Here is a 16,729-nt window from a genome sequence, read left to right on the forward strand (position 1 = left end):
CCTTCAGCGAAAGTCAGCGGGATCCGGCTCGGCAAATTCATCCACGCCATCGGTAAACTCTTTTGGCGGTGGGCGCTTAATGAAATGCTCGCGCTCAATACCAAACATAATCGCCAACGGCGAAGCCACCAACACCGAAGAATAAATACCAAAGCAGATACCGATGGTCAGCGCCATCGCAAAATAATGCAGTGTTTCACCGCCGAAAATCAGCATGGATAGCACCATCAACTGCGTAGCGCCGTGTGTAATGATGGTTCGTGAAATCGTGCTGGTAATGCCGTGGTTCACCACTTCCTGTGTATTCATGTCGCGACGCAAGCGAAAGGTTTCACGCACACGGTCAAACACCACCACCGATTCGTTCACCGAATACCCTAAAACCGCCAACACCGCCGCCAACACCGACAGCGAAAACTCCCACTGGAAGAAGGCAAAAAAGCCCAGAATGATGATGACGTCGTGCAAGTTTGCCAAAATTGCCGCCACAGAAAACCGCCACTCAAAACGCATCGACAAATAAATAATAATGCCAATAACAACCAGCAACAGCGCGGTCAAACCTTTGTGCACCAACTCGTCACCCACTTGCGGACCAACGAACTCGATGCGCTGCAACTGCCCATTCGGCACCGCGTCTTTCAACAGCGTCATCACAGATTCGCCCTGCTTTCTGGAATCACCGTCTTGCAACAGCGGCACGCGAATCATGACATCCTGTGGCGAGCCAAAAATTTTGTACCTGCGCTTCACCGAACTCACTGCCTTTCAACACTTCGCGAATTTTTTCTAGATTGGCTGCTTCTGGGTAGCGCACCTCTACCAAGGTGCCGCCGGTAAACTCTACCGACAGGTGCAAGCCACGCGTTGCCAAAAAGAAAACTGACAACACGAAAACAATCAGCGAGATGGCGTTGAATACATGCGCATAGCGCATGAAAGGAATATCTTTTTTGATGCGGAAAAATTCCATGACAATACTCCTCAACGATGCGCAACGGTGATGCCAGCTTTCCATACCTGCCCGATGGACAAGCTGGCTAACTGCCTGCGACTACCGTAAATCCAATTCACCAGTGCGCGCGAAATAAATACGGATGAAACAATGGAAGTCAAAATCCCTAAGCAGTGCACTACAGCAAAACCGCGCACCGGCCCCGTGCCAAACAACAGCAACATCAAACCAGCAATAAAGGTGGTGACATTCGAATCCACAATCGTACTGAATGCGCGATCGTAGCCCGCCATAATTGCCGCTTGCGGATTGGCACCACCGCGCAACTCCTCGCGAATACGCTCGTTTATCAATACATTGGCGTCAATTGCCATACCCAGTGTCAATGCAATCGCTGCAATACCTGGCAGCGACAAAGTCGCCTGTAAAGCCGCCAGCGCCGCAACCAACAACACCAAGTTGGATGCCAACGCCGTTACGGAAACCACACCAAACATTTGGTAATAAATAATCATGAACACAGCAATCGCCGCAAAACCCCACAGCGTGGAGTGGAAACCGCGGCTGATATTCGCCGCACCTAAAGATGGGCCAATCGTGCGCTCCTCAATGATGTACACCGGCGCAGCCAGCGCACCGGCGCGCAACAATAGCGCTAGTTCATGCGCTTCTGCTTGGCTGTCTAAACCGGTGATGCGGAACTGCACACCCAAGGCGCTTTGAATCGTAGCGACATTGATCAAAGACTTTTCTGTTTTCGGCGTATGCACAATGGTTTCTGTGCCGTCAGCATTGCGCTGTCTGCTCGATTCCGCTTTTGTTTCGATAAACAACACGCCCATGGGTCGACCAATATTGTTGCGTGTCGCGCGATTCATTTTTTGACCGCCGCTGCTGTCCAGCGTGATGTTAACTTGTTGTGTGCCGGTCTCCGGATCCACCTGATTATTGGCGCTAGTGACCTGATCACCCGTCACAATCACACTTTCTTCCAATTCCACTTCACGACTTGGTTCGTTGCGAAAACTAAATTTTTCGCGCTGCGAGGGTGGTGTTTCTGCATTAGCGACCAAGCGAAATTCTAAGTTGGCGGTTTTACCAATAATCCGTTTTGCTTGTGCGGCATCTTGCACGCCAGGCAATTCCACCACGATGCGATTGCGTCCTTGTTTTTGCACCAAAGGTTCCGCTACGCCCAACGCATTGACACGATTTCGCAAAGCCACGACATTCTGCGACACCGCGTAACCTTCCAACTCATTCAGCGCTTGTTCGCTCAAGGTCAGCGACACTAAAAATTGACCGTCTTTTTCTGAAGTGGTGCGCGTCATATCGCCAGCCACTTTGCGCACTGCGGTCATCGCTGCACTACGATTGGCTTCATCAGGAAAGCGCAGCACTACCGTTTTTCCGTCTTGTTTTACTGACCACTGTCTGCTCGGCAAATTGGCATCGCGCAATTCGCGACGCAAATCTGCCGCCACTGCTTCGACTTTTTTTGCCAACATCGTGCTGGTATCCACTTCCAATAAAAAGTGCACACCACCTGCCAAATCCAAACCCAATTTCATCGGCTTCGCGCCGATGCTGGTCAACCACGCAGGCGTAGTCGATGCCAAATTGAGCGCAACAATAAAATCGCCACCCAAGGCTTTCTCCACTGCATCTTTAGCCGCCAATTGTTGCTCGCGCGATACCAAACGAATCAGAATCGACCCTTTACTGAATTCCGTCGCTTTGATGTCGATCTGCGCCTGCTGCAAAGCAGCAACAGCCTGCTCCTGCATCACAGGCGTCATCTCCGTGCCGCCCGATTCGCCAGTGATCTGAATAGCGGGATCGGGGTGATACAGATTGGGCACGGCGTAAATCACGCCCATGGCCAAAATCAACACAACAAGAATGTTCTTCCATAATGGATAGCGATTGGGCATGCCCGATTTCCCCCTAAAAACCTGTGGAACCACTGGTCAAAAAATGGCTGGCGATTGTAGCAGTTGTTGCGTGGGGGTGTTTATTCGATCAGTATCCGAGCACATTTTTCAGGCATGTTGTCAATGAGTTTTCCAAGCGCCCATCCATCTCTAACACCAGCACAGCCTTGGTGGGTACACAACTATCCGTTGATAATTGCTCTCGCATCGTTACCTGCCATTGCTTACCTTTATGTTTCTTGGCTAACAACCAGCAACACGCCTTACGGTGATGGCTATATCCAGTCACTGTTTACCGTGCTGTATTGGCAAGAGGGCAGCACACTCAGCGAGCAACTAAGCAACACATGGTGGACTTATTTCCAAAACCGAGCAGTCTTTTCTAAGTTCATTACGCTACTGCTGTATGCCATACAAGGAGCTATTGATTTACGAATCGAAGGCCTGTTTAGCAACTCCATGCTGGTGGCACTTGTCGCGCTGATTACACTCAGCTGTTATCAACATAGAGCGCCAGCTTACACGAGCCTTGTTGCCTCGCTGATGATTCTCAGCGTCTATTCTTGGACAATCACCACATGGCCTGAATGTGCTTTGTTTTATTTTCCCACACTAACATTCTCTTTTCTAACTTTCTTGCTACTTGATCTCACTCAAGCGCGCGTACTGGCTGCTGTTATTTGCAGTTGGCTTGCAATGTTCACTATGGCAAATGGCTTACTGGCTGTCGTGGCAGGCTCTGCAATTCTATTATACAACCACACCTATCATCGTCGTTACACACGGTCTCAACTTGCCATCTGGGTGATTGGAGCCTTTGCTGGGATTATTTTGCACCTAACCACAATGAATGTATTTTCCACTGAGCTGTTTGGCGCAAAGTCTGTGCGCGAATCTTTTATTGATATCCCTAGTCGACTTGTAGACTTTGTTGAATCCATGGGGGCAGCTCCATTTTTTCCTAACGAATACCGCGAAGGAAAAATTACGCTTGGCGCAATCATTCTGGCAACAATAGCTGTACTACTTGCTTCACCGCGCTCATGGAAAAACTCTGCCATGGTAGGCTTACTGCTATTCAGCACAGGAACCATTTTTCTCACTTCTTTGTTTCGCTACTCCGCTGGAGGAAACGACGGATATCAAATCTTCACCGCCACCAATTACGCAGCCCTATTTGTAATTGCATCGTCACACATTAACCGCAGAGACCGGCGCATCCCCGCTTTACTAGTCATCGCAGCAATCGCCTTCAATGCAAATGCACTGATAGGCAACCTGCCTAAAATGATAGAAAAAAAACAAAGGGCAACCGTTGAGCTACAAGAACTATTACTCAGCAGCGGGAAACGCGCAAACTCATGGGAAGGTGTACTTTTACGCCATGCGATTTCAGCAGACATCTACCGCCCACTGCAAAACCATGACAGCCTACCAATAGCACAAGCCTTACAGCCCATTGAAAACTGCCCACAACCCAAAGATAGCTATGGAAAATTACAAGCAGAAACAAACGATATGGCGGCTGCATTACAGGCCGAGATACAGCTATCAGAAACTCTAAAATTTAACTCGCCACAACTGTTTTTGTGCGGATCGAATAAGAAATACAAAATCACTCTCGGCGCAGCAGCCAACTTAAATATACACCAGGCAAACACACTGACAATTCTCTTGGATAAACGAAAAATTACGCCAGACAACTATCGTGTCGTCGTTAGCACAGGAAATTTTGAGTTTATTTTGCCGGAGCAACTTTCCGTTACTGCAATAACTCCATGGCACCCAAATCAGAAAGACTGTAAGGCTGTGCGTTTTTTTGCACGATGGAAGGCATTTTCTCCTTTTGTCGAATACTACTGCTCACTTTAACCACCAAAAAAGTTTTACAACGCCGGCACCGACAAACCCTGCGCGGCGTAGTGCTGTGCAACGAAGGCATCCAACTGCCCAGCGGAGATAGCATTGCGCAAACCTGCCATCAGGCGCTGATAAAAGCGCAGGTTGTGGATGGTGTTTAGCATGCTGCCGAGTATCTCGCCGCATTTATCGAGATGGTAAAGATAGGCGCGAGAAAAATGCTGACAGGTGTAGCAATCGCAGGTTTCATCTAGCGGGCGTTCATCGTGGCGGTACTGTGCATTGCGCAGTTTTAACTTCCCTTGTGGCACAAACAAATAAGCATTGCGCGCGTTGCGCGTTGGCATCACGCAATCAAACATATCCACGCCGCGACGAACGGCTTCCACCAAATCATTCGGCGTGCCGACACCCATCACATAACGCGGCTTATCTTTGGGCATGTGTGACACCACGGCATCCAACACATGCAGCATTTCTTCTTTTGGCTCACCGACTGACAAACCACCCAGCGCATAACCGTCAAAACCAATTTCTTGCAAACCATCGAGTGATTTGTGGCGCAAATGTTCATACATGCCGCCCTGCACAATACCAAACAGCGCGGCGCTATTATCGCCGTGCGCTTCGCGCGAGCGTTTTGCCCAACGCAGCGACAATTCCATGGAAGATTTTGCCTGCTCTTCTGTTGCAGGATACGGCGTGCACTCATCGAAAATCATCGCGATATCGGAGCCGAGCTTGTGCTGCACGGCAATCGCTTCTTCCGGACCCAAAAACACAGGGCTGCCATCCACCGGCGAACGAAAAGACACACCCGCTTCATTAATTTTGCGCAGCTTGCCTAAACTCCACACTTGAAAACCGCCAGAGTCAGTGAGGATAGGTTTTGCCACTGCATAAAGCCGTGCAAACTGCCAAAACGCTCGATCACTTCGGTGCCGGGGCGCAGCATCAAGTGAAAAGTATTGCCCAATAAAATTTCTGCACCGATGGCTTCAATATCGTGCGGTTTCATGGCTTTTACCGTGCCGTAAGTGCCCACCGGCATAAACGCCGGCGTATTCACTTCGCCGCGCGGGAAGCGCAACACACCGCGCCGCGCCGCGCCGTCGGTTGCCAATAACTCAAACTGCATACGGCATTCGCGCGTCATACTGGAATATCCTCACTGGCCTTTGTATTTTTGCTAATCAACATGGCATCGCCATAACTAAAAAAACGGTATTGCTCGTCAACCGCCGCGCGGTAAGCGCGCAAGGTATTCTGATAACCGGCAAAAGCACTTACCAACATCAATAAGGTGGATTCCGACAAATGAAAATTGGTAATCAAGGCATCTACCACCTGAAATTTATAGCTAGGGTAGATAAAAATATCGGTATCGCCAGCGTACGGCTGCAACTCGCCATTTTTTGCGGCGGTTTCTAAACAGCGCACACTGGTCGTCCCCACTGCAATCACGCGCCCGCCGCGTTTTTTTGCAGTGTGTACGGCATCGCAAACCGCCTGCGTTACTTCAATGTATTCACTGTGCATGTGGTGATCGCGAATATCGTCACTGCGCACCGGTTGAAATGTGCCAGCGCCGACATGCAGCGTCACAAAAGCCGTCTGCACACCTTTTCCACGCAGCGCCGCCATCATCGTTTCATCAAAATGCAAACCCGCTGTGGGTGCTGCAACAGCGCCTGGTGTTTGCGCGTAAACGGTTTGATAGCGTTCGCGATCCACTTCTGTATCGGCGCGCTGAATGTACGGCGGCAGCGGCATATGCCCCAGCAAATCCAACCACTCATGTACCGAGCGCGCAGCATCAAATTGCAAACGAAATAAATTGCCGTCGCGTTCCAACATCGTGACGCGCAAAACATTTTTTCCATCATCAAATAATAATTCTTCGCCCGCTTTGGGTGACTTACTAGCGCGCACATGCGCCAACACTTCCTGCGCGTTCAGCACGCGCTCCACCAACACTTCCACTTTGCCGCCGCTGGGTTTATGCCCCAGCAGGCGCGCAGGAATTACGCGCGTGTTGTTGAACACCATCACATCGCCTGGCTGCACCCAATCCAGCAGTGCAGAAAATTGGCGGTGCGCCAACTCGCCTGTTTCGCCGTCCAAGCACAGCAGACGACTGCCTGTGCGTTCAGCGCAGGGTTCGGCGGCGATCAAGCTCGGAGGCAAGTGATAGTGAAAATGCTGGCGCAACATGCAAAGGGAGTGAGGTAGCTGAAGTCGGGGCGGCATTGTTCCACATTCATTCGGCAGCGACACGCAAAAGTGCATTGCCCTACCGCACGGCTGCCGCTAGAATGCGCGCCTCCTTAGCCGGAATGGCGGAATCGGTAGACGCGCACGACTCAAACTCGTGTTCCGAAAGGAGTGAGAGTTCGAGTCTCTCTTCCGGCACCATGTACCTGTCCTATACCGTACGGACAATCAACTAAACCCCTGATTTCAGGGGCTTTTTTGTTTCAGCACCATCCAAAGCAATCCTACCAAAACCACCACAATCCGCGTATTATCTGGGTAACTTTCTGGGTAACTCAAAATCCAAACGGGATTAGGCTGGCAGCCATGACGCGCAAACCACTCACTAGCGCCATACAAGCAGAAAAAGCAAAACCCGAAGCCAAGCCATACAAGCTAGCCGCTGGCGAAGGCTTGTTCTTGGAAATACTGCCAACAGGAAAAAAACGCTGGCGCTTGCGCTATTTCTATATGGGCAAGGAGCAAATGCTATCCCTTGGCATGTATCCCTACATTGGACTTCAAGATGCCAAGCTATTGCGCCACAACGCCAAGCAACTTCTAGCACAAGGGAAAAACCCAAGTGCAGAGCGAAAAGCCGAAAAAGCAGCCAAGCGGATTGCACTGAGCAGCACCTTTGAAACCTGTGCACAGGACATTGCCCAACACCTACTAAAGCAGCACCCAGACAAAACCAAGCCGAAAATATGGCGAGAAATCAGCAAAGACCAAATCAACCTAGACATACTAGAAACGGCTGATGGCGATATTGAATACTACAGGGATGGCGAGGAACTTTTTTTCAATATGGATGGGCAAGAAGAACAAAAAATCACCCAGAAACACTTTTTCAACACTTACCTGGTCAAGAAAAACAAATCCAAGTAATAAAAATACCAGACCATCACCCCTCTGGTTTTTTTCTGGCTGTCAGGCTTACCCCGTCCTAACAAAACGAGGTACGCACTATGCAACACAGAACTATAGAAACCGGCTTTTTAAGACTCCCACAGATTGTTGGCCAGCAAGAAATCACGGCAGAGCAAGCACGGAAAAACAAGGAAGCTGGCAGACAGCACACGCGCCCCCGCCCCCACATTCCAGCCATTATTCCAGTTAGCAAATCTACTTGGTGGGCTGGCGTGGCTTCCGGCCGCTACCCCCAACCCGTGAGGTTATCGGCTGGCGTTACAGTCTGGCGCGCCGAAGACGTTTATGCCCTTTTAGCGAAACAGGCATAGGGGGCGCATATGAGACAGACACAAAAAAGCCCAGTGCGTGCTGGGCTGATTCGCATTGCTAAAAACTACCTTCACATTGTAGCGCATTATCCAGAATATCTACTTTCGGTACCGCCACAAACCTCGCTAGAGTTCGCCCCGCTTCAGGTGCCCGACGAGCATTCGCTCTGAGGGTGAAACGGGAAGCCGGTGCGTCAACCCTACGGGAAGACTATTCCGGCACTGCCCCCGCAACGGTAAGCGAGTAGAGATCGGCAATAACCACTGTGTTTCAGGTCGCAAGGCCAACAACATGGGAAGGTGCCCATCGGAGCGCATAGACGCGCTCACTCGTGAGTCCGGAGACCGGCCTGTCGTGGATTGGTACAGAATCCGGGGTCGGATTTGTTCCTGGTTTATTGGCATGCCGATGAACTTCTGATGTTTTTCACTGACCCGCCAAGCATCATTGCAATGGTGTTTAGTCGTGTCGTGTATTCATCGACCTTGTGATGCTGTGCTGTGTTTGATCAATGCGCTGGGGTGCTGCGATCGAAATTTGCACAGGGTTTTTCCAATGAAAAAACATAGCGTTTTATTTGTGGGCGCGCGCGCGCTCGTTATTCTTGGCGCATTTTCCAGCGCATCAACATTTGCCACCGAAACCAATGCCACGCCCTCTACCGAGCTCGACACGCTGGTTGTGAATGCGACCAAACTCGATAAAAGCGAGGATAGCTACTGCACCCGACATGGTTGTCGTCGCTGCCTATAGCGATGCTGCCACTGTGCGTTTACTGCTATCGACCAATGTCCCAGTATTGCGGATACCAGAGTTCACCAGCTTTGCCGATATCAAGCGCAACACCATGACTTTGGCGAGCGCGATTGGAGAGGAAGAACGCGGCGCAGAAGTTTTAGCGCGGATGCAGCAGCGTTTAGACGCTGTAGCGAATGCCGTCAAAGACCAGCCCAAACCGCGCGTTCTGTATTACAGCCCCAGCGGCTCTGCTGCAGGGATAGGCACCTTGTCCGATGAGACGATCACACTCGCTGGCGGCTTCAATGTCATCCGCGAGACCGGCCTAAAAGGCTCTTCGCTTATTTCGCAAGAGCTAGCCATTGCCCTGCAACCGGAAGTCATCCTGTTGGATATCTGGGGAACCACGAACGGTGATCCCGCTGCCGTTAATACCATGTTGCAAGACCCCGCTTGGCGCGGCGTTCCCGCTGTAAAACAGGGGCGGGTTTATGTCGTGAATGCAGCGATTGCAACAACATGCTCCCCTTTTCGCGTGATCGGCGTTGAAACCATCGCGCATCTGCTTCACCCCAACCATGTCGCGGCACGCAGCAGCGACGCTGAAGAAGTGGCGAAATGGCTATGAATAGCACCCGTTTTAGACTGTGTTTTATCGCAATGGGACTGACGCTGTTAGCCATCGTACTCAGCGGGATTACGGTTGGCCCTGCCGATATCACATGGCGCGATACCGCTTCCGCCTTGCTGGCCGGCATCGCGCGCCTCTTGGATCGTATCGATGGCCTGCCTATTACCGAGGCGGTTAGCTGGCAAGACACCATCATCTGGCAAGTGCGTCTACCGCGTGTGCTCGTTGCTGTTTTCGTGGGTGCTGCGTTAGCAACCAGTGGTGCCGTGCTGCAGGGCTTATTCCGCAACCCACTGGCATCGTCCGACACATTGGGCGTTTCCTCAGGCGCATCGCTGGGCGGTGTACTGGCGATCTATCTGGGCTTGACCACGACGACCATCTGGGCGCTGCCGATTTTGGCCTTTGTCGGCGCCACACTGAGCTTGCTACTGGTGTACAGCATTGCCAGTGAGCGCGGGCAAGCACCTGTTGCCACGCTGTTGCTCGCCGGTATTGCCGTTGGCTCATTGAATGTTGCCGCCAGCTCACTGGTGCAAGCCCTTGCACTAGAAAAGTGGGAAGTGGGCAAATCCATCGTCTATTGGAATATGGGGGGCTTGGATCGCCGCACTTGGCACCATGTGGCGCTGATTGCTCCGCTGCTAACGATCGGCCTGCTCGTAACTTTGGCGCACTGCCGCGAACTCGACATTCTCCTCGCTGGCGAAACACAAGCCGCTGCCGTGGGCGTCAACATCACCAAAACCCGTCTCATTTTGCTGGCGATGGTCTCCCTGCTCATTGCAGGTTCTGTGTCCGTTGCCGGCGGGGTTGGCTTCGTCGGTTTGGTCGTGCCGCACATTGTGCGTTTGGCAACGGGGCCTCATCACCGCCACCTCATTCCACTGTCCGCCTTGGGCGGCGCACTCATGCTGGCCGGTGCCGACTGGGTTTTACGCGTCGGCTGGGACGGCAATGACATCCCCGTAGGCATTTTTACAGCGGCAATGGGCGCTCCATTCTTTTTATGGCTGCTGTATCGCGGTCGTCGCCAGCTGTTTTTGTAATTGCAGAGAATAAGAAGAGAGACATCATGGGATTGTTAACAGTAAAGCAGCTTGAATTCCGCACCGATACACGCAGCATCCTGACAGGGATAGATTGCGCTCTGCACGCCGGTGAGTTTGTTGGACTCATTGGCGCCAATGGCACAGGCAAAACCACGCTGTTGCGTCTACTCATGGGATTACTTACCCCCAGCGCAGGCAGCGTGTGGATTCGCGGAAAACCAACCACGCACTATTCACGCCGCGCGCTCGCCAGACAGATCACCTTAGTGCCGCAAGACACGGGAATTAGCTACCCATTTTCTGTGCGCGAGCTGGTGACGATGGGCAGACACCCTTACTTGCGGCGCTTTACGCCAATATCCCAACACGATATGGCCATTGTGCAAGCGGCCATGCAAGCGCTGGCCGTAGACGCATTCGCCGAGCGCCCAGTCACAGCACTCTCGGGCGGCGAACGACAACGCGTGATGATTGCACGCGCACTCGCGCAACAAACGCCCATTATTTTGTTAGATGAGGCAACGGCCAGCCTCGATGTTTGCCATCAACTCGATGTACTCACCGCTGCCAAAAAACTGGCCGACCAAGGCCATCTTGTCATCGCAGCCATTCACGATCTCAACATGGCATCCCGATTTTGCAACCGCATATTGATGCTCAACCAAGGCCAGTTAGTCGCCAATGGCAGCCCTGTCGAGACACTCACTCAACACCGTCTGCGCCAATATTTTTCCGTGGACACCGTGGTGGAAGTAGCGCATCACACAAATGGACTAATGATCACACCGTTGCAATCACTCATCTAAAAAACCACCAACACGAGGACTCACCATGCAAACAACTATTGAAACTCTGCCAACCAAAAAATCCACCATTGTTGTCGAGCCAGGCAACGGCACGCTGGAAATTTTTGATTTCCCAACTGACAGTGATACTTTGCTGGCAGCACTGACCGATATGTTCAAGGACCACTGGGACAGCATTTTATTTGGGCCCGCTGTACAGGGCGGAATTTTTGAATGTCGCGCGCCCAATGCGCCAGAAAAAATTGGCATGCTGGATGGTTATCTGACTATAGATTTTGGCCACTGGCATTTTCATATGTGCATCGGCGAACACAAAGGAACCAAGCGCAACCCATGCCCACCAGAATTGGCAAAACATCGCCGCACAGCACGCGCAGAACTGTATCGCCGCTTGAATGAAAACGGCATTCCAACCAGCTGGGGCTTCCGTATGTTTAACGGTGCTGGCGAGCAGCAAATGACCGTCTTTCTCCCCAGTCCCTTTTTGAGTGTTGAACAAAAAATATTGAAAGAGCCGCAATTTGAAAACTTAGCACTGTGGGATTACTTGCGCAAAACCTATCTCAACATTGCACCGGAAGACATTGATCGCGCCGGCAAAGGTTTTCGTCATGACTGATGTTATGACAGAACCACTACCCTACCGTTTTGGCAAACCCAACGGCAGCGGATGGATAGATGGCACAGCACTAGCAGATCCACAAAACAGCTTATTTCAGCAGTTATTGCAACAAATTGGTGCGACCATCAACACCAACAACAAACGCGTGATTGCTGCCAGCTTTGCCCTGCGTTATGGCTGGTCTTCTGGTGCGCCACTTCATTACTTTATGAATCATGGCGCGGTGATAAACCTATCGCTAGACAACATCAGCTTGAAATTCTGTCGCTCAGGCTTGTATCAGCATTACAGCTTTCACAGCACCGACTCATTCCACAAACAGGAGATGATAAATACGCCAAACGAAACGCAAATCACCGCAATGGCTGAGCAACTTTATTCTCAGGCCACACACATTGTTGAAGCCCTGCATAGCTGGTCGCGTTTTTCACGACGGGCTATTTGGGCAATGATTGTTTCGTCGTGGAGTTCGCAATGCGTCCGCATGGCGGAATCTATCTGGAAGAATCGTAATGCCGGCTATGTGATGGCAGAGAAAATGCTGCAATACCGTCCAGAACTCTACCGCAACAAACCTATTTTCTACAGCCTGCAATACAACACAGAACAAAGACTGTTTCAGAAACGCCATGCTTGCTGCCTGTACTATCTCGGGCCTGATCGCAGCTTCTGCACTAGCTGCCCACTCATTGACGATGAAGAACGCAGCGCGCGCAGCTACAATTACCTAAAAGAATATGAAAGCAACGCCACATCACACTAGAAAAAACGACATGATTTCTCACATTCACGACACACAAAAAACATGAAGAACCCTACAAGATTCTCAATTTCTCGTCGAGCACTGCTACAAAATATCTCTCTGCTGTGCGGTGCAGCTTTACTACCTGCACGCGCCAGCAGTATTGAAAATACGCAACCCGCTTTTATTTACGCCATGGCACTGGTGCCGCCACCAGAGATCTCGGCTACCTGTTCAGAAATTAGAAAACAATTCGACCCATCGCGCAGCAATAAAACTTTTCCACATATCACGCTGAAGCAGCCATTCACGATGGTTGGCGATCAAAAACCGCAGAACAAGCACTTTGCAAGCGACAAAAACATTTGCGCACAACACGACCCCTTGCAAATTGCACTGGAGCAAGTCGACCGTTTTGACTCCCCCACTCACGGCACTGTTGTACATGTGCGCGTTACCCTTTCTCCCGAATTACAGCAGCTCCAACAAAAGCTCGTGCAAGCAGTTTCTGTTATCGGCGGCATGACAGAACACCTGACTGTTGCGCAAGAAATTCAAACTTACTACCCACATCTAACACTGGCGCAAGGCTTGTCACATGAAGCAGCCACACTGGCGATGGCAAGCAACACAGACGCTGTGACACAAAAGCAATTTACGGCAGACAGCATTGTTGTCGGCAGATGTGGCGCGGATCAGGTCTGGAAGAAAATTGGTGTATTTGCGCTCTCTGGCCATTCCTAATCAAAATTTCACGCGTAACCCAACCGACACGGAACGCGGCGCGCCCGGATACAGCACAGCAGCATTGCTGTCGGCGTAATCCAACACATTGACCGCAGAAACATAATCTTTATCTGCTAGGTTTTTCATTTCTGCAAACACTTCCCAGTCCTTGCCTTCGTAACCGCCACGCACACCCAACAACTGGTAATCATCCACTTTGTATTGATTACTAAAATCCGCGTAGCGATCGCCCACCCAATCAAAGGTTGGCCCCATATAAAAGCCGTTTGCTTGGCGATAAATCAACTCGCCACGCATCACATAATCCGGTGCGGCAGGCAAATTATTGTTGTTATACACATCGTCATTATCAAAACGAAAATGATTGATGGTCACACTCAATAATGGCTCCAAGCTACTGCCATCTTCCAAAGCAAAATTAGCACCCAACAATGTTTCAATCCCAGCGTGTACTGTTTTATCAATATTGGTAGAAAGGCTGTTGCCAGGCGCTGCAGGGTCATCTCTCGATAAAATTTCATCGCGTATCTGAGCGTAATACAGTGTTGCTTCCCAATACCCCATGTTGTTATCACCCAACGGCATCTGTCCGCGCGATCCAAACTCAACCACACTGCCATGCATAGGATCTAATGTTTCATTGCTTCCGCGCACATCGTCTTGCAATTCAAAATTGGTGGGCGGTTCAAAAAGTCGGCTGACATTGGCAAACAATTGGCTGTTGTTTGAAAGCGCATAAATAACGCCGGCGCGCGGATTGATGCTGTGATAATCCGCCTCAGGATTGCGTTCAACGCCGCTTGCAACCGCTGTGGTTTTTGTATCGCGCTGTGTACTCACGCCTTGCGCGCCATACACTAAAGTCCAACGCCCTAATGCCCAACGATCCATCACATACGCTTCTAATGTCTCTGCGTTGTTGTCTACTTTCTCTGTAAGTCCATTGCGCTTGCCATAAGCATTGCGATAGTTGCCACCCTCAACATCGCCATAACCGTAATCCACACCCGCCAGCAGTGTGTGATCATCCAACTGCAACTTGTAGCGCAACATTGCGCTAGATTCTTTGCTTTTTGTATCGACCAACAAACTAAATACTTCCACGGGCGGCAACGGACCTGGGCCATCAAAATCCACCATCACCGGCGCAACAATGGGGTGATATAACTGTTCTTGCGCGTGTGAAACACCCAGCTCCAATGAACTGCGCTCATCGATACGCCAAGTTGTTTTATCCGCCACACGCCAAGTTTCAACATTCTTTGCAAAATTTCCTATCAGTGCCGAATCACCCGCTTGATGTGGATTCGCTTTAAATTCTGCTTTGGTCAGCGCTGTTGGCAACTCTTGATCGCTATTGATGTAATCCACATACAAACGATTTTCCAAATCGTCAAAAATTTTCCAACCGGTATTGATATAAACACTCTGCTGATCCGTCTCACTGTGGTGCCGGTATCCATCCCAGTCTTTATCACCAACAGTTATCAAGGCATCAAACTGATCCAACACTACGCCGGCAGTGGCGCGCGCCGTGCGCTGACCGTCACTGCCAGCACTCATAAACAACTCCGTTGGCGCAACATCAAGCGCTGTCGGTGAAATAAAATCCACTGCGCCGCCGAGCGTGCTCGCGCCGTAAGTCAGAGCATTGGCACCCGGTGCAATAACAATATTTTTCGCCAGCAGAGGATCGATAAAACGGTTGTGATTATTGCCATCTGCCGTGGTGACAGGCATGCCGTCTTGCAACATTTTCACGCCGTTGCCGTCGTAATTGGTGGCATCCAAATTGGAGCCGCGGCTCGAAAAGAAAACCGAATCACCACCACTAAAACTTTGCGCCCACATACTGGGCGCGTAGCGAAAAGTATCTGCCAAATTATTTACTGCGCGTTGATACTGTTTTTCACCATCGATAATGGTTGTGGCGCCGGGAATACCAGCTTGCTCATCTTTCAGGGGTTGCTCTTCTTGCTCACTCTGCACGACGATGGTTTCCAACACAGCCGCTTCCTCCGCCTGCGCAGAAAAAGAGCCCAATAGACTGAAAGCCATCAACACGACTACACAAGAAAAAACCACGCGCGGCGGGAAAAACAAATGACACCCACTGAAAATTCTCCTGTCATGCACAGCAATACGGTCTATCAACAGGAGCAGCAGTATAGGAATCAAAATTCCACAGGGAATGCGACATGATGTCGCAGGCTGCAAAGCCCACTCTATCTAGGTTATTTCCACAAATGCGTGCACAGCAGTCTCATTAGGTTCGCGCTTGCTCCGCATTCGCTCTACACTTTTCTCTCTACTCATTTTTTGCAACAGAGCGAACACTGGCCATGGCACTCCCCGACTACCCACGCAATCCACACTACGGCACAGGCGCTTACCGTCGTCGCATTCGCCTTGAGCAGCGCGAGGGCGCGGTGTTCGGCGCGCTGGAGGACACCAACCACGGCTTTACTGTCACCGTGACGCACGATGGCGAGCGCGTCACAGCCATCGACGCACAGACCAAGCGCATTCCCTATACCAGTTGCCCCGGCGCGGTGGAACCGATCAATGGTTACATCGGCACCAGCATTCACGCCAGCCTGCGCGATCTCAATTTCCACATGCCCCCGTCATCTAATTGCACGCACTTGCTGGATTTGACGGTGATGGCGATACGACACGCCGCCAGCGCCAAACCCGTGCGACAGTGGGACATTACCGTGACCGATCAAACCGAGGCGCGCGATGCCATCTGCACCGTGCTGCGCGACGGCGAGCAGGTTTTTCAGTGGCAGGCGCGCGATCTACAGCTCACACAACCCGCTGAATTTGCTGGCAATCCGTTCTATTTAGGCTTTGGCAAATGGGCGACCAAATGTTTTGAGGGCGACGAACTGGAAGCCGCTTTCATCCTGCAAAAAGGGTATTTTGTGTCACTGGCGCGCTTTTTTGATGTGGAGCAGATGGCCGGTGAACCTGCTCTCGCCAGCCAAGAAGGCATGGGCGGTGCCTGCTACACCTACAGCCACCCCGCTATCGAACACGGTGTGCGCACGGCTGGTTGTGTGCGCGATTTTTCTGATTGTGAGGAAAAGCTGCTGAAGTTTGTGTAGCCATAGCGGAACTATCGCTGCATTGCTCTGCTCTGAC

Annotated in this window: 12 protein-coding genes, 1 tRNA gene, 2 pseudogenes and 1 riboswitch; of the genes and pseudogenes, 10 read left to right on the plus strand and 5 right to left on the minus strand. The window is 51.1% G+C overall.

All coding sequences use genetic code 11. The annotated features are described in order from the left end of the window. Positions 1-3: 3 nt before the first annotated feature. Together secF and secD are read right to left on the minus strand one after the other, a co-directional pair. Positions 4-973, minus strand: a pseudogene (gene secF / locus IPK30_01410) (protein translocase subunit SecF). Positions 974-984: 11 nt separating this feature from the next. Continuing rightward, positions 985-2,889: a protein translocase subunit SecD gene (gene secD / locus IPK30_01415; protein ID MBK8101987.1), complete on the minus strand. Its 1,905-nt coding sequence runs from the start codon at positions 2,887-2,889 to the stop codon at positions 985-987. 123 nt (positions 2,890-3,012) lie between these two features. Here secD and IPK30_01420 point away from each other — a divergent pair, with 123 nt between their 5' ends. Beyond that, a complete protein-coding gene (locus tag IPK30_01420; GenBank protein MBK8101988.1) occupies positions 3,013-4,761 on the plus strand; it encodes a hypothetical protein in 1,749 nt (582 codons plus the stop codon). A 14-nt stretch (positions 4,762-4,775) separates the two neighbouring features. Here the strand turns inward: IPK30_01420 and tgt are convergent. Both tgt and queA read right to left on the minus strand, forming a co-directional pair. Continuing rightward, positions 4,776-5,905 (minus strand): annotated as a pseudogene (gene tgt, locus IPK30_01425) (tRNA guanosine(34) transglycosylase Tgt). Further along, the gene (gene queA, locus IPK30_01430) at positions 5,902-6,963 is read right to left on the minus strand and encodes a tRNA preQ1(34) S-adenosylmethionine ribosyltransferase-isomerase QueA (protein ID MBK8101989.1); all 1,062 of its coding nucleotides are present in this window, start codon (positions 6,961-6,963) and stop codon (positions 5,902-5,904) included. The pseudogene tgt and the gene queA overlap by 4 nt, the downstream one beginning before the upstream one ends. A gap of 116 nt (positions 6,964-7,079) precedes the next feature. Here queA and IPK30_01435 point away from each other — a divergent pair. The 8 genes from IPK30_01435 to IPK30_01470 all read left to right on the plus strand — a co-directional run bounded on the left by IPK30_01435 (position 7,080) and on the right by IPK30_01470 (position 13,579). Then, positions 7,080-7,164 (plus strand) — tRNA-Leu (locus tag IPK30_01435). Continuing rightward, entirely contained in the window at positions 7,135-7,890 is a 756-nt protein-coding gene (locus tag IPK30_01440; GenBank protein MBK8101990.1) for a DUF4102 domain-containing protein, read from the plus strand. The genes IPK30_01435 and IPK30_01440 overlap by 30 nt, the downstream gene beginning before the upstream one ends. Before the next feature lie 481 nt (positions 7,891-8,371). Then, positions 8,372-8,612: riboswitch (cobalamin riboswitch) on the plus strand. Between the two features lie 362 nt (positions 8,613-8,974). Then, a complete protein-coding gene (locus tag IPK30_01445; GenBank protein MBK8101991.1) occupies positions 8,975-9,610 on the plus strand; it encodes an ABC transporter substrate-binding protein in 636 nt (211 codons plus the stop codon). Continuing rightward, the gene (locus IPK30_01450; GenBank protein MBK8101992.1) at positions 9,601-10,662 is read left to right on the plus strand and encodes an iron ABC transporter permease; all 1,062 of its coding nucleotides are present in this window, start codon (positions 9,601-9,603) and stop codon (positions 10,660-10,662) included. Before IPK30_01445 ends, IPK30_01450 begins: the two co-directional genes overlap by 10 nt. A gap of 26 nt (positions 10,663-10,688) precedes the next feature. Next, complete coding sequence (locus IPK30_01455; protein MBK8101993.1) at positions 10,689-11,471, plus strand: ABC transporter ATP-binding protein; 783 nt, start codon at positions 10,689-10,691, stop codon at positions 11,469-11,471. 25 nt (positions 11,472-11,496) lie between these two features. After that, the gene (locus tag IPK30_01460) at positions 11,497-12,090 is read left to right on the plus strand and encodes a hypothetical protein (GenBank protein MBK8101994.1); all 594 of its coding nucleotides are present in this window, start codon (positions 11,497-11,499) and stop codon (positions 12,088-12,090) included. Then, positions 12,083-12,856 (plus strand): (2Fe-2S)-binding protein, encoded by a 774-nt coding sequence (locus IPK30_01465; GenBank protein ID MBK8101995.1) that lies wholly within the window; start codon positions 12,083-12,085, stop codon positions 12,854-12,856. The genes IPK30_01460 and IPK30_01465 overlap by 8 nt, the downstream gene beginning before the upstream one ends. A gap of 42 nt (positions 12,857-12,898) precedes the next feature. Continuing rightward, positions 12,899-13,579, plus strand: a complete 681-nt coding sequence (locus tag IPK30_01470) for a 2'-5' RNA ligase family protein (GenBank protein MBK8101996.1) — start codon at positions 12,899-12,901, stop codon at positions 13,577-13,579. Here IPK30_01470 and IPK30_01475 read toward each other — a convergent pair whose 3' ends face one another. Beyond that, positions 13,580-15,640: a TonB-dependent receptor gene (locus IPK30_01475; protein ID MBK8101997.1), complete on the minus strand. Its 2,061-nt coding sequence runs from the start codon at positions 15,638-15,640 to the stop codon at positions 13,580-13,582. A 284-nt stretch (positions 15,641-15,924) separates the two neighbouring features. Between IPK30_01475 and IPK30_01480 the strand changes: the two genes are divergently transcribed. Next, positions 15,925-16,692 carry a DUF2889 domain-containing protein gene (locus tag IPK30_01480; protein ID MBK8101998.1) on the plus strand — a complete coding sequence of 256 codons (768 nt, stop codon included), beginning with the start codon at positions 15,925-15,927 and terminating at the stop codon, positions 16,690-16,692. Positions 16,693-16,729 lie beyond the last annotated feature (37 nt).

The sequence above is a fragment of the Cellvibrionales bacterium genome, from assembly GCA_016713115.1.
Classification (GTDB): domain Bacteria; phylum Pseudomonadota; class Gammaproteobacteria; order Pseudomonadales; family UBA7239; genus UBA7239.